This window comes from Streptomyces sp. NPDC050448 (assembly GCF_040655295.1).
Lineage (GTDB): Bacteria > Actinomycetota > Actinomycetes > Streptomycetales > Streptomycetaceae > Streptomyces.
In genome coordinates this window covers 173,384-186,928 of record NZ_JBFAJR010000007.1, presented here as the reverse complement: position 1 = coordinate 186,928, position 13,545 = coordinate 173,384, and the positions used below count along the sequence as shown (strand labels likewise).

The following is a 13,545-nucleotide window of genomic DNA, read 5'->3' as shown; positions in this document are numbered from 1 at the left end:
CGATCCGCTGTGACCAGAGGTCACATGACCTCCGGCCAATCCCTGCGCCGCTTCCTCGCGTGCATGCGGGATCGGGGTAGCGGCCGCGTACGCTGCACCGGAAGAGAGCCTTCGAGCCTTCATGAGCCCTTGAGGAGGCCCGATGTCGCGGCCGGTTCCCTGGATACCCGCCGTTCTGTACGGCGCCGTACTGCTCGGGGGTGTCTACTACGCCCTGATCGGTGCGGGCCCGGGCGCCCGGACCGCCGGATACGCGGCCCTGCTCGGCGCCTTGATCGCCCTGGACCGTCGTGAACGGCGGGAGTGGCGGGGCCGGCGGATCGCTCCGGGCGCGGTGTTCGCCCTCAGGGTGGTGCTGCTCTGCGCGGTGGCGGCCCTCGACGACTCCGGACTGTCGCGCGTGCTGTTCGTCCTCGTACCGTTCCTGGCGTTGTTCGCGTACGGGTCCGCCGTCGCCATCGGGCTCGGCGTCGGCTGCGTGGCGGCGCTGGCCGGCGCGTTCACCCTCTGGGTACCGCACTGGCAGGTGCGGGCCGAGTACATCTCGGACCTGCTGATGTTCGCCCTGGGGGTCGTCCTGGCCCTCGCCATGGCCGCGGTGGCCGTTCGCGAGCAGCAGGCCCGGGCCCGGCTGGAGGGCACCCTCGCCCAGGTCGCGGAGCTGTCGGCGGCCCGCGAACGCAACCGGCTGGCCCGCGAGATCCACGACAGCCTGGGCCACCATCTGACGGCGATCGGGATCCAGTTGGAGAAGGCCGAGGCGTTCGCCTCGCTCGATCCGCAGGGTTCGGCGCAAGCCGTGTCGCATGCCCGCTGGTCGGCGAACCGCGCCCTGGACGAGGTACGGGCGTCCGTGCGCACCCTGGGTCCCGAGTCGGAGTCCGAACCGGTCGGCCTGTCCCGGGCGCTCGCCGACCTCGTCCACCACCTGGACGGCGGGAGCCGCCGCATCACCCTCGAGATGTCGGGCGCCGAACGCAGGCCGCTGCTGGTGCTGTACCGGGCCGCACAGGAGGGGCTGACCAACGCCTGCCGGCATTCCGGCGCCACCGAGATCGGGGTGAACGTCGCCCACGACGAGCACGGAGCCCGCCTCCAAGTGGTCGACAACGGCACCGGATTCGCCGCTGCCGACGAGGGGTTCGGGCTCACGGGACTGCGCGAACGGGTCCGTATCGCCGAGGGAACCGTGGCCATCGACAGCTCGGCCGGCGGCACGGTCCTCACGGTCGGGGTCCCGTGGTGAACCAGAACCAGAACCAGAACCACAACCAGAACGGGAACGGGAACGGGGACGCCGGCGTGAACGCGAACGTACGGGTCTTCGTCGTCGACGACCAGGACCTCGTGAGGGAGGGCATCACCGCACTCCTCGGCATCCAGCCGGGCATCGAGGTGGCGGGCAGCGCCCGCGACGGCGCCGAGGCCGCCGAAACGGCCCCGGCCTGCCGCCCCGACGTGGTGCTGATGGACGTCCGGATGCCCGGGATCGACGGCGTGGCCGCCACGGGGCTGCTCCGCCGCAGCCTGCCCGCATGCAAGATCGTGATGCTGACGACGTTCAACGACGACGAGTACGTCACCCGGGCGCTGAAGGCCGGCGCGGTCGGCTACCTCCTGAAGAACCTGCCCGCCGCCGAGCTGGCCCGGGCCGTACGTCTCGCCCACGCGGGGATCGCCCAGTTCGACCAGACGGTCATCGCCGACCTGGCGGCCGGACTCCCGGCCCCCGAGCTGCTCACGCCCCGCGAGACGGAGGTCCTCCGCCTCATCTCGGCGGGTGCCACGAACAAGGAGATCGCCTCCCGCCTCTACCTCAGCGAGGGCACCGTCAAGAACCACATCTCCCGCGTCCTGAGCCGGCTGGGCCTGCGCGACCGGACCCAGGCCGCCCTCTACGCCAGGGACAACGGGCTCATCTGACCCGGACGCCGCCGCCCGGGATCCCGGCGCCGACGCACGAAGTCCCGGGCCTCGCGGGGAGACCCGGGACTTCACTGGTGCACTTCGCTTGACCGCCGTGTTCAACGACGGACCGCGCCAAAGGTCACGCGCCGTCCTTCCCCCGCACCGCGCGCCGCTGGTGCACCCGCGGCCGGCGAGCCGGTCGGCGAGAACCGCGCGCGGGATGCCGAGGTGGGCTGCGAAGTCCCCGAACCGCCGGACTCCGAAGAAGGCGTCCCGCACGATCAGCAGGGTCCGGCGCTCGCCGACGACCTCCATGGCGCGGGAGAGGGAGCAGGACTGGCCGCGGTAGTCGCGGGGGAGCGCCATGGGCCAACCGTTGCGCGTCGGTTCAGTGACCGAACTGACGTGGCGGACCGGTGACGCCGATCCCCGGCGGCTCAGACCGTGAAGGGCTTCTGGGCGAGGAAGCCGGCGTCGGGGTTGCCCGTCGTGAAGAAGTTCGGGATCTGGGTGGCGGGCATGGCCTTCTTGATGCGCTGGTGGAAGGCCTCGTAGCCGCCGCTGAACTCCCCGCCGTTCCAGACCCGGAGCAGGGTTTCGGTGAACTTGCCGTTGACGCGGCCGTCCATGGCGACCTGGTCGTCCTGGCAGGCGGAGATGAGGACGACGCCGGGTTCCCGGCCGTCGCCGTCCGTACTCCTCAGCTCGCGCTGGAGCTCCTGGAAGAACGCCTTGTCCCGCTCGAAGATCTGCTGCTGCTTCAGCACCGGCATCAGCCGGACCGCCTCCCCCGGGGCGGGGGTGTCGACCAGTTCGGTGGCGGTGCCGCTGTGGCAGCAGTCGAGGAGGGTGAGGATCCGGACGTCCTGGTGGAACCGCAGGAATTCCCGGTGCAGCTCGTCGTCGAGGAACTGGCGGTCGAAGAACACGAGGGTCTCGTCGAGCTCGTCCGGTTCGTCGCCGTCGGTGTCGGGCATCTGGCCGCCGTGGCCCGAGTAGGTGAGGAGCAGGATGTCCCCGCCCTTGAGCTTCCCGGCCGCCTGGCGCAGTGCGGCCGTGACGGTGTCCACGGTGGCGTCCTTCGTCAGGATCACGGTGTCGTCGAACCCGGCGCCGCGGGCCAGTTCGGCCATGTCGCGGGCGTCGTTCTCGCACGCCACGAGCTGTCCGTCCCAGCCGTCGTATGCGCGGGGGTCGACGTTGTTGAGTCCTACGTGGATGGACAGGCCTGCGGGCATGAGGTCCTCCTCGGACGAGGTGAGCACGATGGCATCGGATGGGGCGGTACCTCGGGCATGGGTTCCGCGGCCGAGGGCCCGCCCAATCGCGCGGCGCGCAGCGACGCCCGATCGGGCGCGGCGGCCGGAGCAACGCCCGGGACCGACTGGCGGCCACTCCGCGCCCGGCCAATACTGGCGGTGACCAGCCTCGCGGCCGAGGCCGTCCGGGAACCGGTGCGCGTGCTGTTCGGCCGCCTTGCCACCGAACAGACCGAGTGAAACCATGACAGGTAGCAATCAATCCGTCTGCCGCCCGTCAGGGGTGGCCGGGTAGGTGCGGTATGCCGCTCACCGATACGGAATGGGGCCTCGTCACCACCTGGGTGCGTGACTATTTCCTCGACACCCCGGACCCGCAGGACAGGCTCGCGCAGTACGCGTTCCCCCCGGAATTCATCGGCAGCCTCGCGCTGACCAACAAGAGCGGAGAGAACGCCGCCACGCTGGTACGCGCCTCGCGCAAGGACATAGCGGCGCAGCTCCGCCTGCTCGACGTCCTGCTCAGCCTCGACCAGCTGGCCTCCCTGCCGGCCGGCACGGAGGCCATGAGGCTCCGGGCCAGGCTGCGGGAGGACGCGACCGTGCACTCCTGCGCCCCGGACTACTTCCTCGCCGGCGTGCTCAAGAACGGCACCGAGGTGTTCATCGACCGCGCCGACCTGCGGGCGCGCCTGCGGGAATTCCTCGCCGACCCCGAGAAGACCGTGCTGGTGGTCGACGGCGAGGCCGACAGCGGGCGCTCGTACACGTACAACCTGATCCGCTACCTCGGCCAGCACTGCGGATTCCGCCCGGTGCGGGTGACGCTGTCGCGCACCTCGACCGCCGCCCAGGTGATCCGGCGGCTGGCCGAGTTCGTCTCGGACCGGGACGCCGACATCTCACCGTTGAACACGGCACAGTTGAACGATCCACTGCCGTCGGTCGACGACGCCGTGCACCGGATCGTCAGTCGCGCCACGGCTGCGGAGGAGCGGTTCTGGCTCGTCCTCGACGAGTGCGACAAGCTCGACGTCAACTCCGACGTCTGGGACTGCATCGGCCAGCTGGCCCTGGCCGTCTACGAGTACACCCCGGTGCAGGAGGAGACCGTGCCCCGGCTGGTGCTGCTGGGCTACGGGCCGACGATGCGCCAGCTGCCGTACGACATCCGCAAGAACGAGTGCCGGGACACGGCACGGGTCGTCGGTCCCGACGATCTGGACACGTTCTTCCGGACGTTCTTCGCGCAGACGCCCGAGCCGCGGGACACGGCCGAGATCGAGGCGCTGGCCGGCGTGGCCGTCGCGACGGTCCTCGACGCGGCGCAGGGTCCGGGGGACGACAGCTACATGCGGAAGATCTGCACGGCGGCGGAACGGACCGTGCACGTCTACCTCTCGCTGCGGTCCGGCGAGGACTTCGCCGCCCGGCTGCGCGGGGAACTGCTCGCCGCGGCGTTCGAGCCCGCGCCGGCCGTCGCGGACAGCCGCAGGGCGTACCGGGAGGCCGCAAGCCTGCTCACCGGGTTCGATCCCACCCGGCTGCGGCTGCCGGGCGAGGGGGCGAGCAGCGGCCGGGCGGCGCTGGAACTCGTCCACGACTGCGCGACCCTCGGCATGCAGCCCCGTACCACCTGGGTCCTCAAGCCGGAGGCCCGCGAGGCGGCACTGCGCGGCCTGGCCGGCCCGGAGGCCGCGCGCCTCGGCCTGGAGGCCAACCTCGGCCAGGCCCCCGAGGGCCCCGGACCGGAACGGTTCGCGCTCGCCTACCTCTGCGGCACACCGCCGGCGCTGATGGAACAGGACGTCGACGGGCTAGCCGACATCCTCCAGGCGGTGCTGTGGCTCGCGCAGATCCCGCACACGACGGGGATTGCGGACCCCGAGCACGTCCAGCAGCTGCTGGAGCGGGCCAGACTGCGCCAGCCGCTCGAACGCCTGGTCAAGGGCAGGTTCTGCGGGCGCGCCGCCGAGCTGGACCAGCTGCGCGCATACGTCGCACTGCCCGCGGCCTCCCCGCCCGCCGCGCCGCAGCCGGAGCTGCCGGGACGAGGCCCCGAGGGCGGTGGCTCCGTCAAGGACCCCCCCTTGCTCGTCCACGGGCTGGGCGGCATGGGGAAGAGCACCCTGCTCGCCAAGTTCCTCCTCGACCTCCCCGCCGGCTTCCCCTTCGCCTACATCGACTTCGAGCGGCCCACGCTCTCCGTCCACGAGCCGGTCACTCTGGTCGCCGACATCGCCCGGCAGCTCGGCGTCCAGTACCCCGAGCGGCGCGCCGCGTTCGACGCGCTGGCCGGTGAGTGCGAGGAGACCGCCCGCACCCAGCGGGAGGAGCAGAACACGGTCGACGAGCTGTACCAGCTCTCCACCACCCGCTCGGGAGCCGGGCGCGGGGCCGCCGAACAGTTCCACAGCCGGGCGCGCACCCGCGAGACGGACCTCGTCCGCCGGGTCGCCGAATGCCTCGTCCAGGCGGTGGCGGGCGCGGGCGGCGGCGCGGGCGGCGGCCCGCCGCTGGTGATCGTGATCGACTCGTTCGAGGAGGCCCAGTACCGCGCGAACCCCGTGCTCGGCCGGATGTGGGCCATCTGGTCGGCCTTCCAAGAGGCGTATCCGAGGCTGCGGTTCATCGTCGCCGGACGGGCCGGCGTCCACCATCCGGCACGGGCCGCGGAACCGAAGACGATCGCGCTCGGCGACCTCGAACCGGACGCCGCCGTGGAACTCCTGATGTCCTGCGGGGTCGAGGACGAGGCCGTGGCCCGGTCCCTGGCCGATCGGGTCGGCGGTCACCCGCTCAGCCTGAAGCTGGCCGCGCAGGCGGCCGTGACCGCCCGCGAGGAGGCCGGCTCGCTCACCGAGCTCGTCGAGAGCCTGCCCGCCCGGCGCCGGTACTTCTACCGCAAGGTCGACCAGATGCTCGTCCAGGGGATCCTGTACGACCGCATCCTCAAGCACATCGCCGACGCGGAGGCACGCGCCCTCGCCCAGGCGGGCCTGGCGCTGCGCACCATCACCCCCGAGCTGATCCAGGACGTCCTCGCCGCGGCGTGCGGACTGGACGTCGACTCCGCGGAGCAGGCGCGCCGCCTCTTCGGACGGCTGGCCCGGCTGGACCTCATGGAGCCGGCCGGCCCCAATGTCCTGAGGCACCGCTCCGACCTGCGGGCCATCATGCTGCGCCTGTCGGACACCGCGCGCACCGACATGATGCGCACCGTCGGGCAGCGCGCGGTGGAGTACTACGCGGCCCGCGAGGGGCCGGAGGCCCGCGCCGAGGAGATCTACCACCGGCTGCGCCTGAACGAGAACCCCCGTTCCGTGGAGCAGCGCTGGGAGCCCGGCGTCGAGCGCTACCTCGACCGCGCGGACCAGGACATGTCCTCCCGGTCGGCCGCCTTCCTGACCGGCCGCCTCGGCGGGCACATCGCGGACCAGGTGATGTCCGACGCCGACCAGGAGGACTGGGAGCGGATCGCCGCACGCGAGATCGAGGACCTGCTGGCGCAGGGCTACACCGACGAGGCCGCGGCCCGGCTCGCCGAACGCCGCCCCTGGACACCGGGCAGCCCCCTCCACCCCCTGCTCGTCGAGACCCTGGCCCGCAGCGGACGGCGTACGGAGGCCAGGGACATGGCGCAGGAGGCCGTCGACCGTGCGGAGGAGGCGGGCGACGCCGATGCGCAGCTGGAGCTGCTGCTGCTCTCCGCGCGCCTCGCGGAGGAGGACGGCGACGTGCAGGACGCCGAACGCGACCTCGTCGAGGCGGAGGACATCGCGACCGGCCTCGGCCGCGACTTCGACGCGATGGGAGCCATGCTGGCCCGGGCCCGGCTGGTTGCCTCGCGCGAAGGCGGCCCCGAAACCGAGCGTCGCCTCGCCCGGCGGCTGCGGCAGCTGCCCGACGAGGCGCTGGCCGAGCAGCCGGTCCTGGTCCGGGCCGTCGCGGCCGAGGTGTCCCGGCAGGATCCGGCCGCGCTCGGCCACTGCCTGGAGGTCGTGGGACTGCCGGACACCGACGACGGGGCCCTGGACGCGCTCGCGGACACGATCGTCCGCGTGCTGGCGGCGCAGCCCGAGCTGCGGTTCGCCCTGGCGAAGATCCTCCGGAACGCCGTCGGCCCCGTACCGCCGGCCCAGCCCGCGCCACCGCTTCCCCCGCCCCAGTCCCTGCCGTCCCCGCCGCCGTCCTCGTCCCCCGCCGCCGTGGTCCTGCCGTACGGGCCCCCGCAGGAGAGCGCCGCGCCCGCCGATGTCCCGTACTCCGCCATGGCCGGCCTCCTGCGCGAGGCCCGCGACCGGGGCACCCTCGACGGGCTCGCCCAGCGGCTTCTCGTGCTGCACGACCACAGCGGCGAACTCGTCTCCGGCGTGGCGGCCGCCATGGGTGCGGGCGCCCCCGGCCCGGTGCCGCCCGTACCGGCCCGCACAGCCGAAAGGAACGGCCCGCGAGCGGCCTGAGCCCGTATGAGCGATGCGTATCTCCCCTCCGAGGAAATCGTCCGGCTGGTCGACGCCTCACTGGAGGCCGGGCTGGCCGACCCGCTGGTACGGCGGCTGCTCCTCGACGGCATCATGCCCAGGTACCGGGGCACGCTGCCGCTGGTCGCCGCTCCCGGCATGCAGGTGCACTCGGACCTGAACGAGATGAACCGCGTGGAGCGGCTCGTCGACGGCTCGGTACCGCTGGAGATCTGGCTGCGCAACGCCGTCGCCCAGACCGTCGAGGCCGGCCCGCTCGCCGTCTTCCAGAAGGCCCTGGACGACGTGGCGCGCGACGCCGCCGGTGAGCCCGACGTGCCGGCCGCCCTGCCCGCCGGGGAGACCAAGGAAGAGATCATCCACCGGGACGACACGGTGCCCTTCGAGTTCCTGCGCGGCGGAGAGGAGGCGGGCAGGGCGGTCGCCCGGATCAAGGTCCTGCCGTACCGGGCCGGCGCCCCGCTCCAGCCGAACGGCTTCCCGCACTCGGGGACGGGCTGGCTCATCGCCCCGGACCTGCTCGTCACCAACCACCACGTGGTGAACGCCCGGACCCGCAGTGCCACCGACCGCGGCATCGTGGATCCGGCTGACCTCCAGCTGCAGGCGCAGAACTCCCGCTCGCGCTTCGACTACGGCGCGGACGGCACGGAGACCGAAGAGGTGCCCGCCAGCGGCCTCGTCGCCTGGGACGAGGAGCTGGACTACGCGATCCTGCGGCTCACCGGCCAGCCGCCGCGGGAGGCTCTGCGGGTGGCCATCGAGCCGCTGACGGTCGCCCAGGAGCCGGTGGCGGTCAACATCATCCAGCACCCCGGCGGCCAGCCGAAGCGGGTCGCCCTGCGCAACAACCTCGTCTACGAGGCGAACGAGAACGACGTGCGCTACTTCACCGACACCCGGGGCGGCTCGTCCGGATCACCCGTCTTCACCGACGACTGGCAGGTGGTCGCACTCCACCGCGGGACGCGGCGCGTCGAGGACGTCAACTTCCAGGGCAAGAGCACCGCGTTCGTCAATGTCGGCACCCAGATGAGCAGCGTGATGCGGCACCTGCGGGAGCACAGCCCCGAGGTCCACGACGAGATCACGGCGGCGCAGTCGGCGCTGGCGCAGCAGCAGAGCCGGACGGAGGTGGCATGAGATGCGTGGCAGCGGCAGCTCACCGGTGGCGACCGGGCCCGAGCAGGTCTTCGGGGACCTGCGCGAGGTCGCCGACCGGGTACGCCGGGGACTGGAGGAGGAGATCCCCGAGTCGGCGGAGAGCCTCCCGGCGGACCGGGCACCGGCCGGGCAGATCGGCGAGTTCGCCCGCCAGGAGCGGGCGAGGGTGCTGAACGCGGGCGTCAGCGGACTGGAGAAGCTCGCGGCCGGGCGGGCGGACGAGGTCGACGACGACGAGTACTTCGGCGTCGAGGCGATCGTCCTGCTCGAAGGCCGGCCGGCCCTGCTGATCCAGGGGCAGGACTTCCCCTCGCAGCAGGGCGACTGGGCGGTGCTCGACGGCCAGCGCGACGGCATCCGGGCGTCGATCGCCCGCGTGGGCCGGGTGGAGGTCACGGGACACGCCAGTCTGGACTGGCTGGGCACCGCGTTCCTCGTCAGTCCCGACGTCGTGATGACGAACCGCCATGTGGCCGTCGAGTTCGCGACGGGCGACGGAGCCGGCTGGACGTTCCGGCCGGGCATGGGCGCGCGGCTGGACCTGGCCGAGGAGCTGGCCGCCGTTCCCGGCGACGCCTCGCTGGAGTTCGCGGTCACCGAAGTGGTGGGGATCCACCCCGACGTCGACATGGCCCTGCTGCGCATCGACGCCGCCCAGGGCGGCCGGGCTCCGACGACCCCGCTGGCCGTGGCGGCCGATCCGCCCGCCGACGTGCCCGGCCGGCCGGTGTACGTGATCGGCTACCCGGCGGAGGACGGCCGCCGCAACGAACCGGAGGCCATGCGCCGCATCTTCATGGACGTCTACAACGTGAAGCGCCTCCAGCCCGGCACGACGACGGGGCTGGTTCCCGGCGAGCTCACCGTGAAGCACGACTGCTCCACGCTGGGCGGCAACAGCGGCTCCCCGGTCTTCGACCTGGTCGATCACCGCGTCCTCGGCCTGCACTACGGAGGCCGCTACGGCTTCGGGAACTACGCGGTACCGCTGTGGGAGCTGGTGGACGACCCGCTGCTGCGCCGTGCGCAGGTCAACTGGGTGTGACGCGCAGCGCGTCGCCGAGGAGGCGCACCGCGCGGGAGAGCCGGCCGAGCTGCTGGAGCTCGACGGCGTACATCCGGATCGAGTTCTCGATGACGGACTCGGCCACGCCCATCGAGGGCAGTTCGGCCCGGGCGGTCTCCAGCGCGACCCGGACCGCACGCATCTCGTGCTGGAGCTGGAGCTGGGCGTGCCGGGTGAGGAGGACGGGGCTCCGCGTCAGCGTCGAATAGCTGCCGTAGCGGGCCGGGAGCAGATCCCGCAGCCAGCGCATGGCCGTGCGTTCCCAGTCGTGGGTACCGGGGGCCTTGACCTGGCAAGGCCAGTCCGGGCTGAGCGTGGTAGAGGCCGTCTGGCGCATTCTCGTCGCTTCCGAATGGTGTCGAACTCTGATCGAGACGTTGGTGGGCGGCCTCGGCCCAGGGGTTGACCGAGGCCGCCACAAGCGCTCTGGTGGATCCCAGCGTCGGGAACCGGCACCGAGGCGGGACGTGAGGAGGAGCGTCCCGCGCGGATGCCTGTTCTGAGAGAGCGTGGGGTCGCTCTCCTTGGCGTCTGGTGGATCCGGCGCGCTGCTTAGTAAACATATATACCGTCGAGTAAACAAGAGAATGAAAAATTACATACCCGCGGACGGCATGAAAGTGGACTGCCTCGTACCGGTTCAAAATCGGTCTTACAGGAAGAATCCGTGCTGGTCGGCGACCTGCTCGTACCCTTCGAGCCGCGCCTGCGTCCGCTCGGGATCCGCGTCGGCCATCGCCTGCAGCAGGGCCGCGGAGAGCATGCCCGGCGCCGCGTACGAGTCGAACACCAGCCGCGCCCCGGTCCCGGCGGTCAGCGCCACGTCCGCCTCGTCCACCAGCGGACCCAGGGTGGTGTCGGTGATCAGCGCGATCTTCAGCCCGGCGCTGCGGGCGGCCCGGAGCGCCGCCAGGGTCTCCTTGGCGTGCCGGGGCATGGCGAAGGCCAGCGCCCAGGTCCCGCCCGCTTCCCGGGACTGGAGCAGGGCGTCGTAGGCGACGCTGCCTCCACGTGTCACCAGCCGGACATCGGGATGGATGCGCCGTGCCGCGTAGGCGAAGTACTCCGCGAGCGAGACCGAGATCCGCAGGCCCAGAACCGTCAGCGGCACCGAGCGGGCCAGCTCGCGGCCGATGTCGAGCACCTGGTGGGTGTCGGCGAGCAGCCGCCGTACGCTCTCCAGGTTCGCGATCTCGGCGTCCACGGCCGCCTGCAGCTCGTTGCGGCGGAACTGCTCGTGGGTCTCCGGGGAGCCCGCGACCGCGCTCAGTGCCATCGGCTGCAAGGCGTCGCGCAGGGCCGGATAGCCGCTGAACCCGAGGGCGGTGGCGAAACGTGTCACCGACGGCTGGCTGACGCCCACCCGCTCCGCGAGCTCGGTGATGGAGAGGAACGCGGCCTCGGTGAGGTGGTCGATCAGGTACTGGGCGATCCGCCGCTGCCCGGGGGACAGCCGATGGCCGTCGAACAGGGCCCGTACCCGGTCGCCGGGGGCGCGCTCCTGGACCGGCGGCGCCTGCCCACTCGGCGTGATCGCAGCCGCCTGTGCGCGTGCCTGCTGCCCCGATGACACCGATGGGCCTCCCTCTCATGTCACTCGTCTTCAAACATAGCTCACGCCCTGTGGTCGGCCGACCCGTAACCGGCAGGGCCGGACCCGGAGCTGGACGGACCGTATCTGTCGCGGCCCCCGGAGGGTGGAAATATGATGTGCTCGGATCTTTGGCGCAGCGCGCGCAGCGAGAGCCGAGAGCCGAGGGCAGGCACATATGGATGCACCCGGGAGTGGTCCGTGACCCCGCGCCGTCCCCCGAAATCGGTGAGCGCCGACGACCTGCTGACCACCCTGGGACGGCTCACCGCCCGGGTGCGGGCCGGGGCGGAGATGCAGCAGGCCCGGGTGGAGCTCGCCGTGGCCCTCCAGCGCGAGATGCTGCCGGCCGCGCTCCCCGACCTGCCCGGGCTGCGCAGCGCGGCCCGCTACGCACCCGCCCGGCACGGCCTGGACATCGGCGGCGACTGGTACGACGGCTTCCGGCTGCCCGAAGGCGCTCTCGCCTTCTCCATCGGCGACGTCCAGGGGCACGACGTCGAGGCCGCCGCCTTCATGGGGCAGGTCCGCGTCGGCCTGCGCGCGGTGTCCGCCGTCGTCGTGGACCCGGGCGAGGTGCTGAGCCGGGCGAACGACGTACTGCTATCGATGGACTGCGAACTCTTCGCGACCTGCACCCTGCTCCGCTTCGACCCCGAGACTTGGGAGCTCGAGAGCGCCCGGGCCGGCCACGTGCCCTCCGTCTGGGCCACGGTCGACGGCCGGTACGGCATCACCGACGACGACGGAGGCCTGCCGCTGGGAGTGGAGCCCGGGGCGGGGTACGCGGTGACCCGGCGCCGGCTGGACCAGGCGGGCTCCATCGTCCTGCTCACCGACGGCGTCGTCGAAGGGCCGTCGTTCCCGATCGACGTCGGGCTGGCCCGCGTGGCCCAGGTGGTCCGGGAGGCGGCGGGCGCCGACCCCGACGAGATCGCCGCCGAGATCATGAAGGTGGCCGACTCCACCGGTCACGCGGACGACGCGGCGGTGCTCGTCCTCAGCCATGACGCGGCAGGACCCCGCCCCTGGTAGCGCGTGTCACGCTCCGCCCGGAGGGGGCGGCTGTTGTCTGATGCTGTGGTGCCCACCGAGGAATGGCGACGACTGACCCGCACCCTTCTCGAGATCCTCGCCGTCACCGTTGCCTACTACGTCGCAGGACGGATCGGCCTCCTGCTGCGCGTGGTCGTCGAGGGCGCGGTGGTCACGCCCCTGTGGCCGCCCACCGGCATCGCGGTCGCCGCCCTGCTCTGGCTCGGCCTGCGGGTCTGGCCGGGCATCGCCCTCGGAGCGTATTTCTCCATCGCGCACCTCAGCGGCGTCCACACCCCCGACATCGGGATCATCGCCGGAAACACCCTCGCGCCGGTGTGCGCGTACCTGCTGCTGCGCCGCGCGGGCTTCCGAACGGAGCTGGACCGGCTCCGGGACGGGGCGGCCCTGGTCTTCCTGGGCGGGCTGCTGCCGATGCTGCTCAGCGCCACCATCGGCACCCTCGTGCTGGTGGGCAACGGGGACCTGGCACCGAGCCGGTTCTGGCCCGTGTGGTCGGCGTGGTGGGCCGGCGACGCGATGGGGGTGCTCGTCGTGACCCCGCTGCTGCTCGTCCTGCCCAGGGTGAGGATGCCGAAGGACCCCTACCGCGTCGCCGAGGCGGTGGCGCTGACGGTCGCCGCCGGGGTCGTGGCGCTGGTGACCACCCGGAGCTCCCTGTCGCTGCTCTTCCTCGTCTTCCCGCTGCTGATCTGGTCGGCCGTGCGCTTCCGGCTGGCAGGCAGCGCGCCCGTCGTGCTGCTCCTGTCCGTCCTGACGATCGTGGCGGCGACCGAACGCGTCGGACCGTTCTCCGGCCACACCCTCTTCGAGATCATGGTCAACCTTCAGGCGCTCAACGGTTCGGCGGCCCTGACCGCGCTGCTGCTGTCCGCGTTGGTCACCGAGCAGCACAACATCCGCCTGAAGATCGAGCAGGTGTGCGAGGACCTGGCCGAGGTCGTCGAACGGCTCGCCCCCCGCAGGCCCGGGGACTGACCGCAGACCAGGACGGGGCGGGGCGGGCGGTCCGGCGGT

Annotated in this window: 10 protein-coding genes and 1 pseudogene; 7 read left to right on the top strand and 4 right to left on the bottom strand. The window is 72.2% G+C overall.

What is annotated here, in order from left to right:
• The first annotated feature begins 142 nt into the window (after window positions 1-142).
• Together AB0I68_RS11970 and AB0I68_RS11965 are read left to right on the top strand one after the other, a co-directional pair.
• Window positions 143-1,246 (top strand): sensor histidine kinase, encoded by a 1,104-nt coding sequence (locus AB0I68_RS11970; RefSeq protein WP_363177105.1) that lies wholly within the window; start codon window positions 143-145, stop codon window positions 1,244-1,246.
• A 56-nt stretch (window positions 1,247-1,302) separates the two neighbouring features.
• Window positions 1,303-1,923 carry a response regulator transcription factor gene (locus AB0I68_RS11965; protein ID WP_363177178.1) on the top strand — a complete coding sequence of 207 codons (621 nt, stop codon included), beginning with the start codon at window positions 1,303-1,305 and terminating at the stop codon, window positions 1,921-1,923.
• Window positions 1,924-2,100: 177 nt separating this feature from the next.
• On the opposite strand, the pseudogene AB0I68_RS11960 reads toward AB0I68_RS11965, so the two are convergent.
• Together AB0I68_RS11960 and AB0I68_RS11955 are read right to left on the bottom strand one after the other, a co-directional pair.
• Window positions 2,101-2,274, bottom strand: a pseudogene (locus AB0I68_RS11960) (winged helix-turn-helix transcriptional regulator); the annotation flags it as partial.
• A gap of 71 nt (window positions 2,275-2,345) precedes the next feature.
• Window positions 2,346-3,173 carry a caspase family protein gene (locus AB0I68_RS11955; protein WP_363177104.1) on the bottom strand — a complete coding sequence of 276 codons (828 nt, stop codon included), beginning with the start codon at window positions 3,171-3,173 and terminating at the stop codon, window positions 2,346-2,348.
• Window positions 3,174-3,469: 296 nt separating this feature from the next.
• Between AB0I68_RS11955 and AB0I68_RS11950 the strand changes: the two genes are divergently transcribed.
• Genes AB0I68_RS11950 through AB0I68_RS11940 form a run of 3 tightly spaced genes read left to right on the top strand, consistent with a single transcriptional unit; the run spans window position 3,470 to window position 9,860 of the window.
• Complete coding sequence (locus tag AB0I68_RS11950; RefSeq protein ID WP_363177103.1) at window positions 3,470-7,630, top strand: hypothetical protein; 4,161 nt, start codon at window positions 3,470-3,472, stop codon at window positions 7,628-7,630.
• Window positions 7,631-7,636: 6 nt separating this feature from the next.
• Window positions 7,637-8,794 (top strand): trypsin-like peptidase domain-containing protein, encoded by a 1,158-nt coding sequence (locus tag AB0I68_RS11945; RefSeq protein WP_363177102.1) that lies wholly within the window; start codon window positions 7,637-7,639, stop codon window positions 8,792-8,794.
• Between the two features lies 1 nt (window position 8,795).
• On the top strand, window positions 8,796-9,860 hold the full coding sequence (locus AB0I68_RS11940) for a serine protease (RefSeq protein ID WP_363177101.1): 1,065 nt from the start codon (window positions 8,796-8,798) through the stop codon (window positions 9,858-9,860).
• On the opposite strand, the gene AB0I68_RS11935 is transcribed toward AB0I68_RS11940, so the two are convergent.
• Window positions 9,847-10,218 carry a hypothetical protein gene (locus AB0I68_RS11935; protein ID WP_363177100.1) on the bottom strand — a complete coding sequence of 124 codons (372 nt, stop codon included), beginning with the start codon at window positions 10,216-10,218 and terminating at the stop codon, window positions 9,847-9,849. The genes AB0I68_RS11940 and AB0I68_RS11935 overlap by 14 nt on opposite strands.
• A gap of 315 nt (window positions 10,219-10,533) precedes the next feature.
• Window positions 10,534-11,454 carry a MurR/RpiR family transcriptional regulator gene (locus AB0I68_RS11930; RefSeq protein WP_363177099.1) on the bottom strand — a complete coding sequence of 307 codons (921 nt, stop codon included), beginning with the start codon at window positions 11,452-11,454 and terminating at the stop codon, window positions 10,534-10,536.
• A 219-nt stretch (window positions 11,455-11,673) separates the two neighbouring features.
• On the opposite strand from AB0I68_RS11930, the gene AB0I68_RS11925 reads away from it, so the two are divergent.
• Entirely contained in the window at window positions 11,674-12,507 is an 834-nt protein-coding gene (locus tag AB0I68_RS11925; RefSeq protein ID WP_363177098.1) for a PP2C family protein-serine/threonine phosphatase, read from the top strand.
• 30 nt (window positions 12,508-12,537) lie between these two features.
• Window positions 12,538-13,506 carry an MASE1 domain-containing protein gene (locus AB0I68_RS11920; RefSeq protein ID WP_363177177.1) on the top strand — a complete coding sequence of 323 codons (969 nt, stop codon included), beginning with the start codon at window positions 12,538-12,540 and terminating at the stop codon, window positions 13,504-13,506.
• The last annotated feature ends 39 nt before the right edge of the window (window positions 13,507-13,545 follow it).

Bases quoted from the DNA above. Each gene is read 5' to 3' on its own strand.
- AB0I68_RS11940 (WP_363177101.1), top strand. From the start codon at position 8,796: ATGCGTGGCAGCGGCAGCTCACCGGTGGCGACCGGGCCCGAGCAGGTC.
- AB0I68_RS11950 (WP_363177103.1), top strand. From the start codon at position 3,470: ATGCCGCTCACCGATACGGAATGGGGCCTCGTCACCACCTGGGTGCGT.
- AB0I68_RS11970 (WP_363177105.1), top strand. From the start codon at position 143: ATGTCGCGGCCGGTTCCCTGGATACCCGCCGTTCTGTACGGCGCCGTA.
- AB0I68_RS11935 (WP_363177100.1), bottom strand. From the start codon at position 10,218: ATGCGCCAGACGGCCTCTACCACGCTCAGCCCGGACTGGCCTTGCCAG.
- AB0I68_RS11945 (WP_363177102.1), top strand. From the start codon at position 7,637: ATGAGCGATGCGTATCTCCCCTCCGAGGAAATCGTCCGGCTGGTCGAC.